Raw genomic sequence first — 13,485 nt, 5'->3', positions numbered from 1 at the left:
AGCAGCGGATCGCTCACTGCGGGAGGTGCCCTTTGGCAACGATCACCGATCTGACCGGCTGTGTGGCAGTGGTCACCGGCGGAACCCGAGGGGTGGGCGCGGGCATCACCCGCGCGCTGCTGGGCGCTGGCGCCGAGGTGGTGACCTGCGCCCGCCGCCCGCCGGACAAGCCCGTCGAGGCGGGTGGCCGCACCGCCCGGTTCTTCACCGTCGACCTGCGTGAAGGTGAGGCGGTCAGGGCCCTCTTCGAGCAGGTGCGCGCCGAGTACGGCAGGGTCGACGCCCTGATCAACAACGCCGGGGGTACGCCCTACCGGATGCTGGAGGAAGGGGGAGCCGAACGGCACGCCCGCGTCATCGAATTGAACCTGCTCGCTCCGCTGACCGTTTCCCTCGCCGCGTACGAGGTGATGCGTTCCCAAAGCGGCGGCGGGTCCATCGTGATGATCGGCAGCGTCAGCGGCGAACGCCCTTCCCCCGGCACGGCGGCGTACGGAGCCGCCAAGGCGGGCCTGGAGCAGTTGGCCCGCAGCATGGCCGTGGAATGGGCGCCACGGGTGCGGGTCAACACCCTCGTCCTCGGCATGGTCCGCACCGAGCTGTCCCACCTGCACTACGGCGACGAGGAGGGCATCGCGGCCGTCGGCCGCACCGTGCCGCTCGGCCGGCTCGCGGACCCTGCCGAGGTCGGCGACGCCTGTGTGTTCCTCGCCTCCGACCGTGCCTCGTACATCAGCGGGGCCAGTCTGCTCGTGCACGGCGGAGGCGAACGCCCGGCCTTCCTCGACGCGGCCACCGCCAACCAGTGATTTCTCTTACGGCATCGATGAAAGGACTTCTCCCATGACCGGACTGTGCAGCGGACGCGTCGTCGTCGTCACCGGAGCGGGCCGCGGACTCGGCCGGGCGCACGCCCTCGCCTTCGCCGCCGAGGGTGCCGCCGTCGTCGTCAATGACCTCGGTGTCGGCCTCGACGGCACGGGAGTTGCAACCGGGCCCGCCCAGCAGGTCGTCGAGGAGATCCAGGCGCTCGGCGGGAAGGCAGTCTTCCACAACGGGGACATCGCCACGACGGAGGGCGCCGCTTCCCTGATTCGCACGGCCCTGGAGACGTACGGCCGACTCGACACCCTCGTCAACAATGCCGGCTTCCTGCGCGACCGGATGCTGGTCAACCTCGACGAGGACGACTGGGATGCCGTCATGCGGGTCCATCTCAAGGGGCACTTCCTGCCGCTCAAGCATGCCGCCGCGCACTGGCGGGCCGAGGCCAAAGCCGGGCGCGAGCCAGTGGCCCGGATCATCAACACCAGTAGCGGGGCGGGGCTGTTGGGCAGTGTCGGCCAGGGCAACTACTCCGCCGCGAAGGCAGGCATCGTCGGGATGACGCTGGTGGCCGCAGCTGAACTGGCCCGCTACGGAGTGCAGGTCAACGCCATAGCGCCGGCCGCGCGGACCCGTATGACGGAGGCTACTTTCGCCGACACCATGGCTGCGCCCACGACCGGATTCGATGCGATGGCCCCGGAGAACGTCTCGCCTCTGGTCGTCTGGCTGGGCTCGGCGGCCTGCACCGGGGTCACCGGCCGCGTCTTCGAGGCCGAGGGCGGCCGCATCACTGTCATGGAGGGCTGGCGCCCTGGCCCCACGGCCGAGAAGGATGCGCGCTGGTCCCCGGCGGAGGCGGGCGAAACGGCGGTGAAGCTCCTTGCCGCGGCGGAGGCGCCGCAGCCGGTGTACGGGGCTCAGTGATCAGGCGATGAGCGGGTAGGGGCCCGGCCACCTGGTGGCCGGGCCCCTACCCGTCATGCTTGGCCGAACCCGGTGATCCAGCGGACGGCCCGCTCTCTGACCCGGTACGGCGTCAGGTTCTTGACGGCGGCAGCGATCTTGTCGTCCGTGCCGAGCCGTACGCGGAAGCGCGGGCGACGTGTCTCCAGCGCGTGCACGATGGTGCGCACTGCCCGCTCGGGCTCGCGTTGGTGGCGCCCGATCCAGGCCATGCGCGGCGCTGCGGCGTCGAACAGGGGCCGGTAGGGGCTGCCGTCCGGGCACACAGGCACGGCGTTGGTGGCGAACTCCGTGCGGTGTGCCCCCGGTTGCAGGATGACGACGTCGACCCCGAAGGGCCGGACCTCGGCGGCCAGTGCCTCGCACCAGCCCTCCAGGGCCCACTTCGTGGCCGCGTAGACGGAGAACATCGGATGGGGCACATTGGCGGCATTGCTCGACATCACTGCGATGCGGCCGCGGCCGCGGGAGCGCATGGACGGCAGCAGTGCCCGGGTCAGCGTCAGCACGCCGAAGAAATTCGTCTCCACCAGACGCCTGACCTCGTGATCCGGCAGGTCCTCGAAGAACCCCGCTGTGGTGTAGCCGGCATTGTGCAGGACCGCGTCCACCCTTCCGGATGTCTCGGTCAGCACGGTCTTCACTGCGGCGTCGACGGAGGCCCGGTCGGCGACGTCGAGGGAAATGACGCGGACCCGCTCGGTCGGCACGTGGGCCGCGGCCAGCGCGGCGTCCAGCGCCCGGCGCCTGGAGGTGTCGCGCAGTCCGGCGTACACGGTCCAGCCACGGCGCGCCAACTCCACTGCCGCGCCCATCCCGAATCCGCTGGATGCTCCGGTGATCAGTACAGATGGCACGTGCGGCTCCCATCAGTGCTCTGCCAGCCCGCTGACTCGGACGCCTGAACGGACCTTGTAGCGCTTGTTGATGCTGATGAGGACGGCGGTGAGCGGTTCCAGCTGGCGGGCCAGCCGCAGAGCTCCGGCGTCGACGCCGTCACGGCCGGTGATGGCGCGCGACAACTCGATGGCGATGGCCTTGGCGTCCTTGTCGTCCCCGCATACGAGCACGTCCTCGTGGTCGAGCACCTCGGCGTCGCCCCACAGGTTCACGGCCGACAGGTGGTGGAAGGCGCCCACCATGCGTGCGTCAGGGGCGATGCGCTGGGCTTCCTCGGCGGCGCTGCCGTCCGGGACATCGAGGCCGTACGGTCCGCGCTTGTCGAATCCCAGGGGGTTCACGCAGCTGATCACCACCTTGCCGACGAGCCGCTTGCCCAGCGATTCGACCAGGGCGCCATGGCCGTCGAACGGTACGGCCAGGAGTACGACGTCGGCTTCCTCGGCCGCGGAGTTGTTGTCCGCGCCCGTGATGATGTGGGCAGGGTCCTGTCCCAGGCGTGCGGCGATTTCCGCGGCCGCTGCTGCCGCACGTCCGGCATCGCGGGATCCGATGACGACGTGGTGTCCGGCCTTGGCGAAGCGGTAGGCCAGCCCCTTGCCCTGCGGGCCGGTTCCGCCGATGACGGCGAGACGGAATGCGGTCATGATGAGTCTCCTCGGCGAGTGTGCCTCGCCCGTGTGTCGTCTGTTGGGATCTTTTGACAGTTCACGCTGCGTAGACGGCCAGGCCGTCGGTGAGCACGGTGGCGCCGCCGACGCTGGCGGTGAAGGGGACCGTGCCCGGCGGTTGGGGGGAGCCGAGCAGGTCGAGGGGGGCGCCGGGGACGACCGGTGCCGCGAACCGGGCCCGCAACGACCTCAGGTCTGCGGGGTGGGCACCTGCTGCGGCTGCCGCTTCGCGGGCCGCGATTCCGAGGGTGCACAGGCCGTGCAGGATGACGCCGGGAAGGCCGGCCGCGCGGGCGGAATCCGGATCGATGTGGATGAGATGGCGATCGCCGGTCAGCCGGTACCAGGCGGCCTGCTCAGGTGATGTGGTGAAGCGTGCCGACCAGGAGGGTCGGGCGAGGGGATCCTTGTTGGTCTGCGCGCTGGAGCCGCGCGGGCCGCCCCAACCTCCCCGGCCCGGTAGGAAGATCGAGTAGGTGGCGGAGAAGTACTCCGACTCGGCCGCCACGTCGACGATGGCGGCTCGCCCCTTGTCCCAGACCGCCACGACCTCGCCGGTGACGTCCAGGAGCGCGCTGGACGGCAGGGGTTTGTGGATCTGCAGTGCTTGCGCTCCGTGCAGTGCCGCATCCGGCGTGAACGCGCCCAGCGCTCCCACGGCGTCCGCGACCCAAAGCCCCAGTGTCAGCGCAAAGGTGGGCAGGACGCGTAGTTGGCGTTCAAAGACGAGATCCAGTTCCTCCGCCTTCGCCCCGACCGCGAGGGCGTAGAGGATCGCGTCGTCCTCGCTGTATCGCACCGACCGCTTTCCCAGAGAAGTACCAGGCAGACTCGCCAGTTCCATCACACCTCCTGCGACCAACCAAGCGCATGCTTGGCCAAAGATAGTCGCGCGATCCGCCCCGTAGGTCAACGGACGCTTGTCGGCCCTTGCCCGCTCAAGTAGTTTGTTGAGCAAGTGCTTGGTCAACACTCCTCAGCCGCTTGTGGAGTGCCAGACAAACGGCTAGCTTGAGAACCAAGCAAGCGTTTGGTTGAGGAGATGGAGAGGGAATGGGATCGCTTCGAGTGAGCATGGGGTACGAGCTCGAGGTGCGGGGACGGTCCCGCCAGGTCGAGCAGCGAGCCTTCAAGAGCTTGATCGAGCAGGCGGTGCTCGCTGACCAACTGGGCTACGAGGCCGTGTGGATGGTCGAGCACCACTTCACCCGGGGCTTCTCGCACTCCTCGGCTCCCGACCTGGTACTGGCGGCCGTCTCCCAGGCGACCGAGCGCATCAGGCTCGGCCTCGGTGTCGTCCTGCTGCCGTTCGCGCACCCAGTGCGCACCGCGGAGCGGGTGGCCACGCTGGACATCCTCAGCAAGGGCCGGGTGGAGTTCGGCACCGGCCGCGGCGCCTCCCCGCTGGAGTACCAGGCCTTCCAGCGGCCGTTCGAGCAGTCCCGCAGGCTGTGGGAGGAGAACCTCGACACGGTGCTGAAGATCTGGGAAGCCGACGGCGAGCCCGTGAGCGCCGAGCACGAGTTCTGGAGCGTTCCGGACGTCTCGGTGTATCCGCGTCCGGTCCAGGACCCCCACCCCCAGGTGTGGGTGGCGTCGACGAGCCTGGACGGGTACCTCGCCGCGGCGGCCAAGGGCTACAACCTGCTCGGGATGACCATGCTCAAGGGCCTGGACGCGGTCGCCGACGACATCGCCGAGTACAAGAAGGCTCTTGCCATGAACGGCTTCGACCCGGAGAGCCGGCGCTTGGCGCTGATGGTTCCGTGGCACGTGGCCCCCACCAAGGACGAGGCGTACGCGACGGCCGCCGATGCCATCCTGTGGTACATCCGGCGGCAGGTGAACCTCGTCACCCCGCCCGACTACTATGACGCCCGCCACGCCAGCTACAAGGTCCTCGGGCAGCTCGCCGCCGGCCAGTCGGAGGAAGAGTCGATCGAGACGCTGCGGGAGAACCACATGATCGTCTGCGATGACGTCGAGGGCTCCCGCAAGGCCTACAAGCGCTTCGAGGAGGCCGGGGTCACCGACCTCATCCTTCAGTTCCAGGTGGGCGGGCTCGCCAACGAGGACGTGCTCAACACCATCCGCCTGTTTGGAAGCGAGGTGGCGGGGCTGTGAGCAAGCAGACGACGTTCCGGGGCTGGTGCAGCCGCGCCGAACTGTCCGCGGCGGGGATCGATGCGCGCACCGCGCGTGGGCTGCTGCTCTCCTCGCCGGTCGCGGATGTGGTCGCCCCCCTCACTCCCGAGGACCTGGACAAGGCTGTCGAGATCAGCGGCCGCACCCTCACGGCCGCCGGCCTGCTGGCCGGCGACCGCGTGGTGGCCGCGCTCAACAGCGACGGCGAGCTCACCTCCTCCCTGTACGCCCAGGCCGCAGCGAAGACCGCCGAGGCGGTGGTGTCCACGGGACCGCGCGGGAGGATGCGGCTGCTCAAGGTCATCGAGGGGCTGCGCGCCAACGTGCTGGTCACGACGCCCTCGGGAGCGATGGACTTTCTGGCCCGGCTGCACATGGAGTTCCTCGCGGATCCGCTCGATCTCGAGCTGCGGCTGATCGTGCTGGTCGGAGAGATCGCCGATGACCGCACACACAAGCACCTGGCGCGCGAATTCGGCGCCGAGGTCGTCGAGCTGTTCGCCGATCCGCTGCTGGGCATTCCGCTGGCCCATCGCCGCCCCAGGGGCAGCGAATCGTCGTGGCAGGACGCGGACGGCTCCCTGCTGCTCGCCCGGCTCGATGCCGACACCGAGCTGGAGCCGCCGTATGCGGACGGTCTCGCCGAGTTCGTGGTGACCCATCCCTGGCACAGCACGCTGGCCGGCCTCGCCCTGCGCACCGGCTACGTGGCCCGGCTCGACGGCCAGGCGAAGCTGCTGCCTGCCGCCGCCCACACCGTCGGCGACCATGTCCTTGTGCGCGGTCGGTGGCTGTCGGTCCCCCACCTCGTGCGGGCCCTGCGCGCCATCGACGGCATCACGCGGCTGCGGCTCGAGATCAACCGCAAGGGCACGCTGGACACGGCTGCACTGCACGTGACGTTCGGCCGCGCCACGCTCACCGGCAACCCGATGTGGAAGGCCCGCATCGAGCAGGTGCTGACCGCGGTCACGCCGGTCCACATCGATGTCGTCGTGGCCGAGCAGGTGGAGGAGACGCACCTGCCGATCGAGGTTGTCGACCAGCGCGGCCAGCACCTCGGCCAGGACCGCGCCTCCATCGCCTGATCTGGGAAGGGAGTCGTCGCTATGGAAAGGGTTCCTCGCTGGGGGACGATCCCGCGGATGCTGCGCGCCCAGGCCGCCGCCCATCCCACCGCCCTCGCAGTGGCCGACGGCGCCGTCACCCTCACCCTCGCGCAACTGCGCAGCGGAGCGGAGCAGGTGGCGCGGGCGCTGCTGGCGGCAGGGGTCAAGGCCGGTGACCGGGTCGCCGTCTGGGCGCCGAACCACTGGTCATGGGTGGTGACCGCGTTCGGCGCCTGGGACGCCGGTGCGATCGTCGTACCGCTGAGCACGCGCTCCAAGGGCTACGAAGCGGGCGATCTGCTGCAGCGCACCGGTGCCCGGGTGCTGTTCATCTCCGAGGGCTTTCTCGACATCTCCTACGTCGACCTGCTCGCCGACGTCTACGGCGCTCCGAAGAACGGACGCCCCTTTGACAAGCTTGAGCAGCTCGAGCTTGTCGTCTCGTTCGAAGACGTGAAGCCGCGTCCTGGCGTGATGAACGCCCATGAGTTCTTGAAGCGCGGCGACCACGTGGACCCCAAGGCGGCTGCCGAGCGCGCTGAGTGGGTGCGCCCCGATGACCTGTGCGAAGTACTGTCCACTTCCGGGACCACCGGTGTGCCCAAGGGCGTGAAGCTTCGGCACGAGCAGATGCTGCGCGCCTACTGGGACTGGAGCGGTATCGCTGATCTGCGCGCCGGTGACCGGTACCCCGTGGTGAGCCCGTTCGCGCACGGGTTCGGCATCAACGCCGGCATCCTGGCGTGCGTGATGCGGGCGGCGACCCTGCTGCCGATCGCCGTGTTCAACCCCGACGCCGCGCTCGGCCTCATCGAACGCGAGAGAGTCAGCCTGCTCGCCGGCCCGCCGACCCTGTTCGCCAGGCTCGTCAACCACCCCGAACTGACTGCGCGAAACGTCTCCAGTCTGCGTGTCGCCATCGTCGGCGCTGCATCGGTGCCCGAGGAATTGGTCAAGGACATGCACGAGCAGCTCAGTCTTGAGCGCGTCATCAATGCCTACGGCCTCATCGAGGGCTCCGTCGTCACCATGACCCGCCAGCAGGACTCGGCTGAGATCGTCGCGACGACAGCCGGACGTGTGGTCCCCGGCATGGAGGTCCGCATCGTCAACGACCACGGGCACCAACTGGCCCCCCACGCACGCGGCGAGATCCTCGTCCGCGGGTACGGCGTGACCCACGGCTACTGGGGCGCGCCCGAAGAGAGCGCCGAGGCACTGTCCGGCGGGTGGCTGCACACCGGTGACATCGGCGTCCTCGACGACGCCGGCAACCTCAGCATCGTCGGCCGCAAGAAGGACATGTTCATCGCCGGGGGCTTCAACGCCTACCCGGCAGAGATCGAAAACCTGCTGCTGCGTCACCCCGACGTGGCACAGGTAGCCGTCGTCCCGATTCCGCACGCCACGCTGGGCGAGGTCGGCTGCGCCTACGTCGTCCCCCAGGAAGATTCCTCGCCCACTGCCGCAGACGTGATCGCCTGGGCGCGGCAGAACATGTCCAACTACAAGGTTCCACGACGGGTGTTCATCGTGCCCGAGCTCCCCGTCAACGCCAACGGCAAGATCGACAAGCGGGAACTCCGCAACCAGGCCGTCACCGAGACGAAGCGGACGGCCTGATGTCGGCCTCGTGCAGGATCACGCACACCTCAGTTGAGCAACCAATCGCCAGATAGGGAGACAGCGGATGACCCGCCTGCAGACCGCTTTGCCCGAGGCAGAATCCCACCCCTCCCCCGACCTCTTCCGCAAGGTCCTGGGGCACTTCGCGACGGGTGTCGTCGCCATCACCGCCATCGACCCCGAGACCGGGCAGCCGACCGGTCTGGTTGCCAACTCCTTCACGTCCGTGTCTCTCGACCCGCCGCTGGTCGCGTTCTGTGTCGCGCACACCAGCACGTCGTGGCCCAAGGTCAGGGCTGCGGAACGCTACTGCATCAACATCCTCGCCGAGCACCAGGAGGACGTCAGCCGGCAGATGTCCAAGAAGGGGGCGGCCAAGTTCGAAGGCCTGGGCTGGTCACACTCTCCCGGCGGCTCTCCTTTGCTGGACGACGCGGTCGCCTGGATAGACGCGACGCTGGAGGACGAGCACCTGGCCGGCGATCACCTCATTGTCGTCGCCCGCGTGCAGAACCTCGCCGCGGCGGAACGCCCTCCGCTGCTCTTCTTCCGCGGCGGCTACGGGCGCCTGAACAGCTGAGCATGCGGCTGCACCCCCTGCCTTCCCTCCTGCACCACTGCCCCCTCGCACCCTGTCCGGAGGCCCACGATCATGGAGATGCTGCACAGCCTGACGCTCGGCGACATCGCCCGCGAGAACCGCCGCAGCCGGCCGCTGTCCACGGCCGTCGTCGACGGGGACGTACGGCTCACCTACGGGCAGCTGGACGACAGGGTCGACCGCCTCGCGCAGGCTCTGGCCGCACAGGGCGTCGGGGCCGGGGACCGGGTTCTGTGGGTCGGCCGCAACTCCTTCCGTGTCCTGGAGTTCCTGCTGGCGGCCGCCCGAATCGGCGCCGTGTTCTGCCCCGTCAACTGGCGGCAGAGCAAGGCGGAACTGGAATTCGTCCTCAAAGACTTCGCACCGCGCGTGGTGCTGTGGGAGGACGTGGATGACGCGGTCGCCGCCGCGCGGGAGTCGGCGGCCTCCGAGGCGCTGTGGGCCCGGGCCGACGGCGGCGAGCGGGACAACACGTACGAGAGGTGGCTGGCGCAACCTGCCGCCACCCCACTCCCGGAGATCGCCGTCGACCCGTCCTCGCCGTGCCTGGCGTTCTACACCGCAGCCTTCTCCGGGCAGCCCAACGCCGCACTGCTCAGCCACACGGCCGTCATCACCCACAACCTGTCTCTCGCCCTGATGCGGCAGATCGAGGAAGGATTCGTCTACCTCAACTGCGGACCGCTGTTCCACGTCGGGACGATGATGTTCTGCACGGCGACCTTCCACCTGGGCGGCACCAACGTGTTCATGCCGGCCTTCGACCCTGCCGCAGCGTGCCGGCTGATCGAGGCCGAGCGCTGCCAGGCGATGCTGCTCTTCCCGCCCATGCCCGACCAGCTCGTGGAGGCCAACTCCGGTGGCCAGTACGACCTGACGAGCCTTCGCGCCCCCGCCGGGAGCGACGCCTGGAACGCGATGATCACCGTCGACGACACTCCGTGGGGCAGGGCGCTGGGCGGTTACGGCCAGACCGAAGTCGGCGGCATGTTGACCTACAGCGCCCTGGGCATCGGGGGTCTGGGTACGCACGGCCGCCCGTCCCCCTTCCTCCAGGTCCGCATCGTCGGCCCAGAGGGATGTGAACTGCCCGCGGAGGAGGTCGGCGAGATCGTCGCGCGCGGACCGCACGTCATGTCCGGCTATTACGCGCGCCCGGAGCTCAATGCAGCCCGGCAGTCGGGCGGCTGGCACCGCACAGGCGACCTGGGCCGACGGGAGAAGGACGGAACGATCACCTTCATCGGCCCGAAACTGCGCATGATCAAGTCCGGTGGCGAAAACATCTACCCGGCCGAGGTGGAGCGCTGCATCAACGCACACCCGGCAGTCGCCGAGTGCGCCGTCATCGGCGTGCCCGACGCGAAGTGGGGCCAGAGCGTCAAGGCCATCGTGGTCCTCCAGGATGGGGCGCAGGCCACCGAGCAGGAGATCACCGATCACTGTCGTGAACGCATGGCGTCCTACAAGAAGCCGCAGAGCATGGGCTTCGTCGACGTCGTGCCCCGCCGGGGTACGGCCCCCGACTACGACGAGCTGGACGCGCGGTTCGGCGGCGGCGGATACCCCATCTTCTGAGCCGGCATCTGTTTTGCCGCGCTCACTGTTGTCGAAGTTCGGCACGAGGTGCAGCCCGAAGTACAGCAAGATCACGAAAGTGCCCGGCGCGACTGCGCCGGGCACTGGTGCGTTCTGGGCGGCACCCCCCGGACACGCATACCCCTGGAGCCGGCTGCATGTCCGGGGCTGCCCCGCACAAAGGCAGGAGCAGGAGCGGTCAGCCCTGTGCCGGGGGTTCGATCCCGAACTCCTCCGCGAAGCGGCGCAAGCCGTCCATGGCTCCCGTGGTGCGGGTGTAGGGCCGGACGATGATCCTGTCGACGCCCAGGGCTTCCCATTCGGCGAGTTCGCCGGGGCCGGACATCTCGAAGGCGCTGACGGTGATTTCGAACGAGTCACGGCTGCGGCCCTCCTGTTCCAGCAGCTGGTGGAGCAGGTCGAGCCGCGGCTTCGCGGACTCGAGTGTGTGGGGCATGCTCACCCAGCCGTCGCAGAGCCTGACGGCCCGGCGCAGGGCGGCCTTGGACTCGCCGCCGGCGACGATCGGGGGGTGGGGCTTGTGCACCGGCTTCGGCTCGAAGTGGGCGCCGTCGAAGTGGTAGAACTCACCGTGGTGATTGACGACGCGTTCGGTCCACAGGCGCTTGGCCACGGTGATCGCTTCGTCAAGTCGTCGGCCGCGGGAGGCGAAGTCATAGCCCGCGGCTCGCCACTCCGACTCCAACCACCCGGCACCGACCCCGACGATCGCCCGGCCGCCGGACAGAGCGTCGAGGGTCAGAAACGCCCTCGCGCCGATGAAGGGGTGCCTGAGCCCGAACAGATACACGTACGTGCCGAGCCGGATCTGCTGCGTGGCCTCGGCAATCGCGGCGAGGAAGACCGGCGCGTCGAACAATTGGGCTTCCGGGTCGACGGGCGGACGCCCGCTGGAAGTTCCCGGATAGGCCGACTCCGCCATGTCGGCGGTGAAGACCAGGTGTTCGGGAACCCAGAGCGACTCATATCCCAGTGCGTCCGCCTCAATGGCGAAGTCGCGCCACACGGCGGGGTGCAGGAGGCCGAGCGTGACACCGATGCGCATGGCAGCAGCTCCCTTCAGCGGGCGGCGTAGAGGACGAGCGGGTTGTCCCAGGGATCGAGCAGGACGGCACGTGTCTCATGCGGCCCCTCCTCGGCCGGACGCTCGATCTTGGCGCCGGCCGCCACAAGGCGCTCCACCGCCGCGGCGACGTCCGCCACCTTGAAAGAGGCGGCCGGCCGACCGCCGGTCACGTCCTCGGCAGGACCGGCGAGAGCGAGCGTGGTGCCGCCCGCGTCGAGCGCGGCGAAGCGAGCCCCGTCCTGGAACTTCACGGCGCAGCCGAGCGCATCGCTGTAGAAGGCCAGCGCCGCCGGAACGTCTGCCGTCGGATAGAGCACGTTGCCGAGCTTCACGTCGTCTGCCATGTCGTCCTCTCATTCATGCCGGGCACCGTGCGACGCACGGAAGTTGGGTACGGGGCCGAAGCCCTCGAGCCGATCGGCAACCACCTCGACCGGCAGACCGATCCGTACGTCCTCGAGGGCGATGTCGAGAACGTTGCCGAAGACGCGCACGCCGGGCTGGCCCTCGAGCTCCACCCAGGCGATGACGTATGGGGTCCGGTCTGCGAAGCCGGGAGCGAACGTACGATGCACCACGCTGAACGTGTGCACCACTCCCCTGCCGGAGACCGGCTCCCAGCCCAGGGCCCCGCTGCCGCAGTAGGGGCACTCGTGCTCAGGGAGGTGGACAAAGCGCCGGCATCGCGCGCAGCGCTGCAGCCTCAGCTCTCCGAGCTGGAAGAACTCCCAGTACGGCAGGGTGAGCTCCGTCGGCTCAGGAAACACACGGCTCATGGAGTCTCCAGGCCATTCATCGATTTACCCGAGCGCTTGCTTGTTATGTGATGTGAGCGTATGCCGGAGCGCATCCGTGGTCAATAGAGCATCCAACCAAGCGCTTGCATGGTATTGGATTGCGGTCAATACTACGGGGATGAAGCCTTCCGCCCCTCTGCCCCAGGCCCGTTCCGAGCGGCGGCGGACACTGGTCACGCTGGCCGCTCAACTGTTCGCCGAGAAGGGCTACCAGGCCACGACCGTGCGGGAAATCGCCGACGCGGCGGGCGTACTGTCCGGCAGCCTCTACCACCACTTCGAGTCCAAGGAATCGATCATCGACGAGTTGCTCTCCGATTACCTGGGAGGGCTGATCGGCACCTATCGCGAGATCGTTTCCGCTCGCTCGGGGCCGCGCGAGACCCTGGAAGGCCTCGTCGGCGTGGCCATCAGGTCGCTGCAGGAGCATCGCGCCGCCATCACGGTGCTCCAGAACGAACGGCACCATCTGGCGCAGCTGCCCCGTTTCACCTACGTGCAGGACAGCGAGAACGAGGTACAGGACCTCTGGGTGCAGGTCATCACCGAGGGCATCAAGAGCGGGGTGTTTCGCAGCCGGCTCGATCCCAAGGTCACCTATCGCTTAATCCGGGACGCGATCTGGGTGGCCGTGCGATGGTTCCATCCCAGTGGCGAGCTGTCGGTGGAGGAACTCACTGAGCAGTATCTGACCGTGCTCATGGAAGGGATGGCCGAGCCGAACGCCGCGCTGTCGCCAGCGGGCGCGATCCCGGAGGTCTGAGCACGGCATCCGGCGTGGTCGCAGCGGCACTCTGCCGTCTGTCCGACCACCGTGTCGTGCCCCGCCGCTGAGCCGCGTGCCTAGCCGCCATGGCCACGGGGCGCGGCGGCAGGCACGAGAGCCGTCAGCGCTTCGCTGCCGTCAGCGGATCGCGTCTGCCCGTGCGTAGCGCGGACAGCCGTCGCCGCCGGGCGTCAGAGCACGGCCTGACGAGGGTAAAGGTGTCGACGGGGGCGAGGGCGCTGCAATCCGGGGGCGCGCATATGCATGTGCGCACAGCAGACGGCGCAAACCGTGACGGTCATCGCCGTGCGTAGCCGCCCGCCCAAGAGCCCTGCCGTACAGGGCATCGTGCGTGGCGGACGCGGCGCACACAGCGGCAGAGGCATCCCCGAACCAGCGCGGAAAGCCTTCTGT

General features: G+C 68.9%; 14 protein-coding genes. 8 read left to right on the top strand and 6 right to left on the bottom strand.

Annotation, left to right across the window (positions count from 1 at the left end; translation table 11 throughout):
• Positions 1-32: 32 nt before the first annotated feature.
• Positions 33-809 carry an SDR family oxidoreductase gene (locus ACH4U7_RS49135; RefSeq protein WP_398534261.1) on the top strand — a complete coding sequence of 259 codons (777 nt, stop codon included), beginning with the start codon at positions 33-35 and terminating at the stop codon, positions 807-809.
• A gap of 34 nt (positions 810-843) precedes the next feature.
• Positions 844-1,752, top strand: a complete 909-nt coding sequence (locus ACH4U7_RS49130) for an SDR family oxidoreductase (RefSeq protein ID WP_398534260.1) — start codon at positions 844-846, stop codon at positions 1,750-1,752.
• Between the two features lie 53 nt (positions 1,753-1,805).
• Here ACH4U7_RS49130 and ACH4U7_RS49125 read toward each other — a convergent pair whose 3' ends face one another.
• The 3 genes from ACH4U7_RS49125 to ACH4U7_RS49115 all read right to left on the bottom strand — a co-directional run bounded on the left by ACH4U7_RS49125 (position 1,806) and on the right by ACH4U7_RS49115 (position 4,161).
• Positions 1,806-2,648 (bottom strand): SDR family oxidoreductase, encoded by an 843-nt coding sequence (locus tag ACH4U7_RS49125; protein ID WP_398534259.1) that lies wholly within the window; start codon positions 2,646-2,648, stop codon positions 1,806-1,808.
• Between the two features lie 12 nt (positions 2,649-2,660).
• Positions 2,661-3,338 (bottom strand): NADPH-dependent F420 reductase, encoded by a 678-nt coding sequence (gene npdG, locus ACH4U7_RS49120; protein WP_398534258.1) that lies wholly within the window; start codon positions 3,336-3,338, stop codon positions 2,661-2,663.
• A gap of 61 nt (positions 3,339-3,399) precedes the next feature.
• A complete protein-coding gene (locus ACH4U7_RS49115; RefSeq protein WP_398534257.1) occupies positions 3,400-4,161 on the bottom strand; it encodes a MaoC/PaaZ C-terminal domain-containing protein in 762 nt (253 codons plus the stop codon).
• Between the two features lie 254 nt (positions 4,162-4,415).
• Here ACH4U7_RS49115 and ACH4U7_RS49110 point away from each other — a divergent pair, with 254 nt between their 5' ends.
• The 5 genes from ACH4U7_RS49110 (at position 4,416) to ACH4U7_RS49090 (ending at position 10,421) form a co-directional block, all read left to right on the top strand.
• Entirely contained in the window at positions 4,416-5,486 is a 1,071-nt protein-coding gene (locus ACH4U7_RS49110) for an LLM class flavin-dependent oxidoreductase (RefSeq protein ID WP_398534256.1), read from the top strand.
• Positions 5,483-6,595, top strand: a complete 1,113-nt coding sequence (locus ACH4U7_RS49105; RefSeq protein WP_398534255.1) for a hypothetical protein — start codon at positions 5,483-5,485, stop codon at positions 6,593-6,595. The genes ACH4U7_RS49110 and ACH4U7_RS49105 overlap by 4 nt, the downstream gene beginning before the upstream one ends.
• 21 nt (positions 6,596-6,616) lie before the next feature.
• Entirely contained in the window at positions 6,617-8,239 is a 1,623-nt protein-coding gene (locus ACH4U7_RS49100) for an AMP-binding protein (protein ID WP_398534254.1), read from the top strand.
• Positions 8,240-8,306: 67 nt separating this feature from the next.
• Complete coding sequence (locus tag ACH4U7_RS49095; protein WP_398534253.1) at positions 8,307-8,822, top strand: flavin reductase family protein; 516 nt, start codon at positions 8,307-8,309, stop codon at positions 8,820-8,822.
• 78 nt (positions 8,823-8,900) lie between these two features.
• Positions 8,901-10,421 (top strand): AMP-binding protein, encoded by a 1,521-nt coding sequence (locus tag ACH4U7_RS49090; RefSeq protein WP_398534252.1) that lies wholly within the window; start codon positions 8,901-8,903, stop codon positions 10,419-10,421.
• A 199-nt stretch (positions 10,422-10,620) separates the two neighbouring features.
• Here ACH4U7_RS49090 and ACH4U7_RS49085 read toward each other — a convergent pair whose 3' ends face one another.
• The 3 genes from ACH4U7_RS49085 to ACH4U7_RS49075 are packed head-to-tail and all read right to left on the bottom strand — an operon-like array spanning position 10,621 to position 12,284.
• Positions 10,621-11,487 carry a TIGR03619 family F420-dependent LLM class oxidoreductase gene (locus tag ACH4U7_RS49085; protein WP_398534251.1) on the bottom strand — a complete coding sequence of 289 codons (867 nt, stop codon included), beginning with the start codon at positions 11,485-11,487 and terminating at the stop codon, positions 10,621-10,623.
• A gap of 14 nt (positions 11,488-11,501) precedes the next feature.
• A complete protein-coding gene (locus ACH4U7_RS49080) occupies positions 11,502-11,852 on the bottom strand; it encodes a VOC family protein (RefSeq protein ID WP_398534250.1) in 351 nt (116 codons plus the stop codon).
• 9 nt (positions 11,853-11,861) lie between these two features.
• Complete coding sequence (locus ACH4U7_RS49075; protein ID WP_398534249.1) at positions 11,862-12,284, bottom strand: Zn-ribbon domain-containing OB-fold protein; 423 nt, start codon at positions 12,282-12,284, stop codon at positions 11,862-11,864.
• 139 nt (positions 12,285-12,423) lie between these two features.
• Between ACH4U7_RS49075 and ACH4U7_RS49070 the strand changes: the two genes are divergently transcribed.
• The gene (locus ACH4U7_RS49070) at positions 12,424-13,068 is read left to right on the top strand and encodes a TetR/AcrR family transcriptional regulator (protein WP_398534248.1); all 645 of its coding nucleotides are present in this window, start codon (positions 12,424-12,426) and stop codon (positions 13,066-13,068) included.
• The last annotated feature ends 417 nt before the right edge of the window (positions 13,069-13,485 follow it).

Origin of the sequence: Streptomyces sp. NPDC020845 (assembly GCF_044334165.1) — a bacterium.
GTDB lineage: Bacteria > Actinomycetota > Actinomycetes > Streptomycetales > Streptomycetaceae > Streptomyces.
Note: the sequence above shows the minus strand (reverse complement) of the source record. Positions and strands in the feature narration are given on the sequence as shown.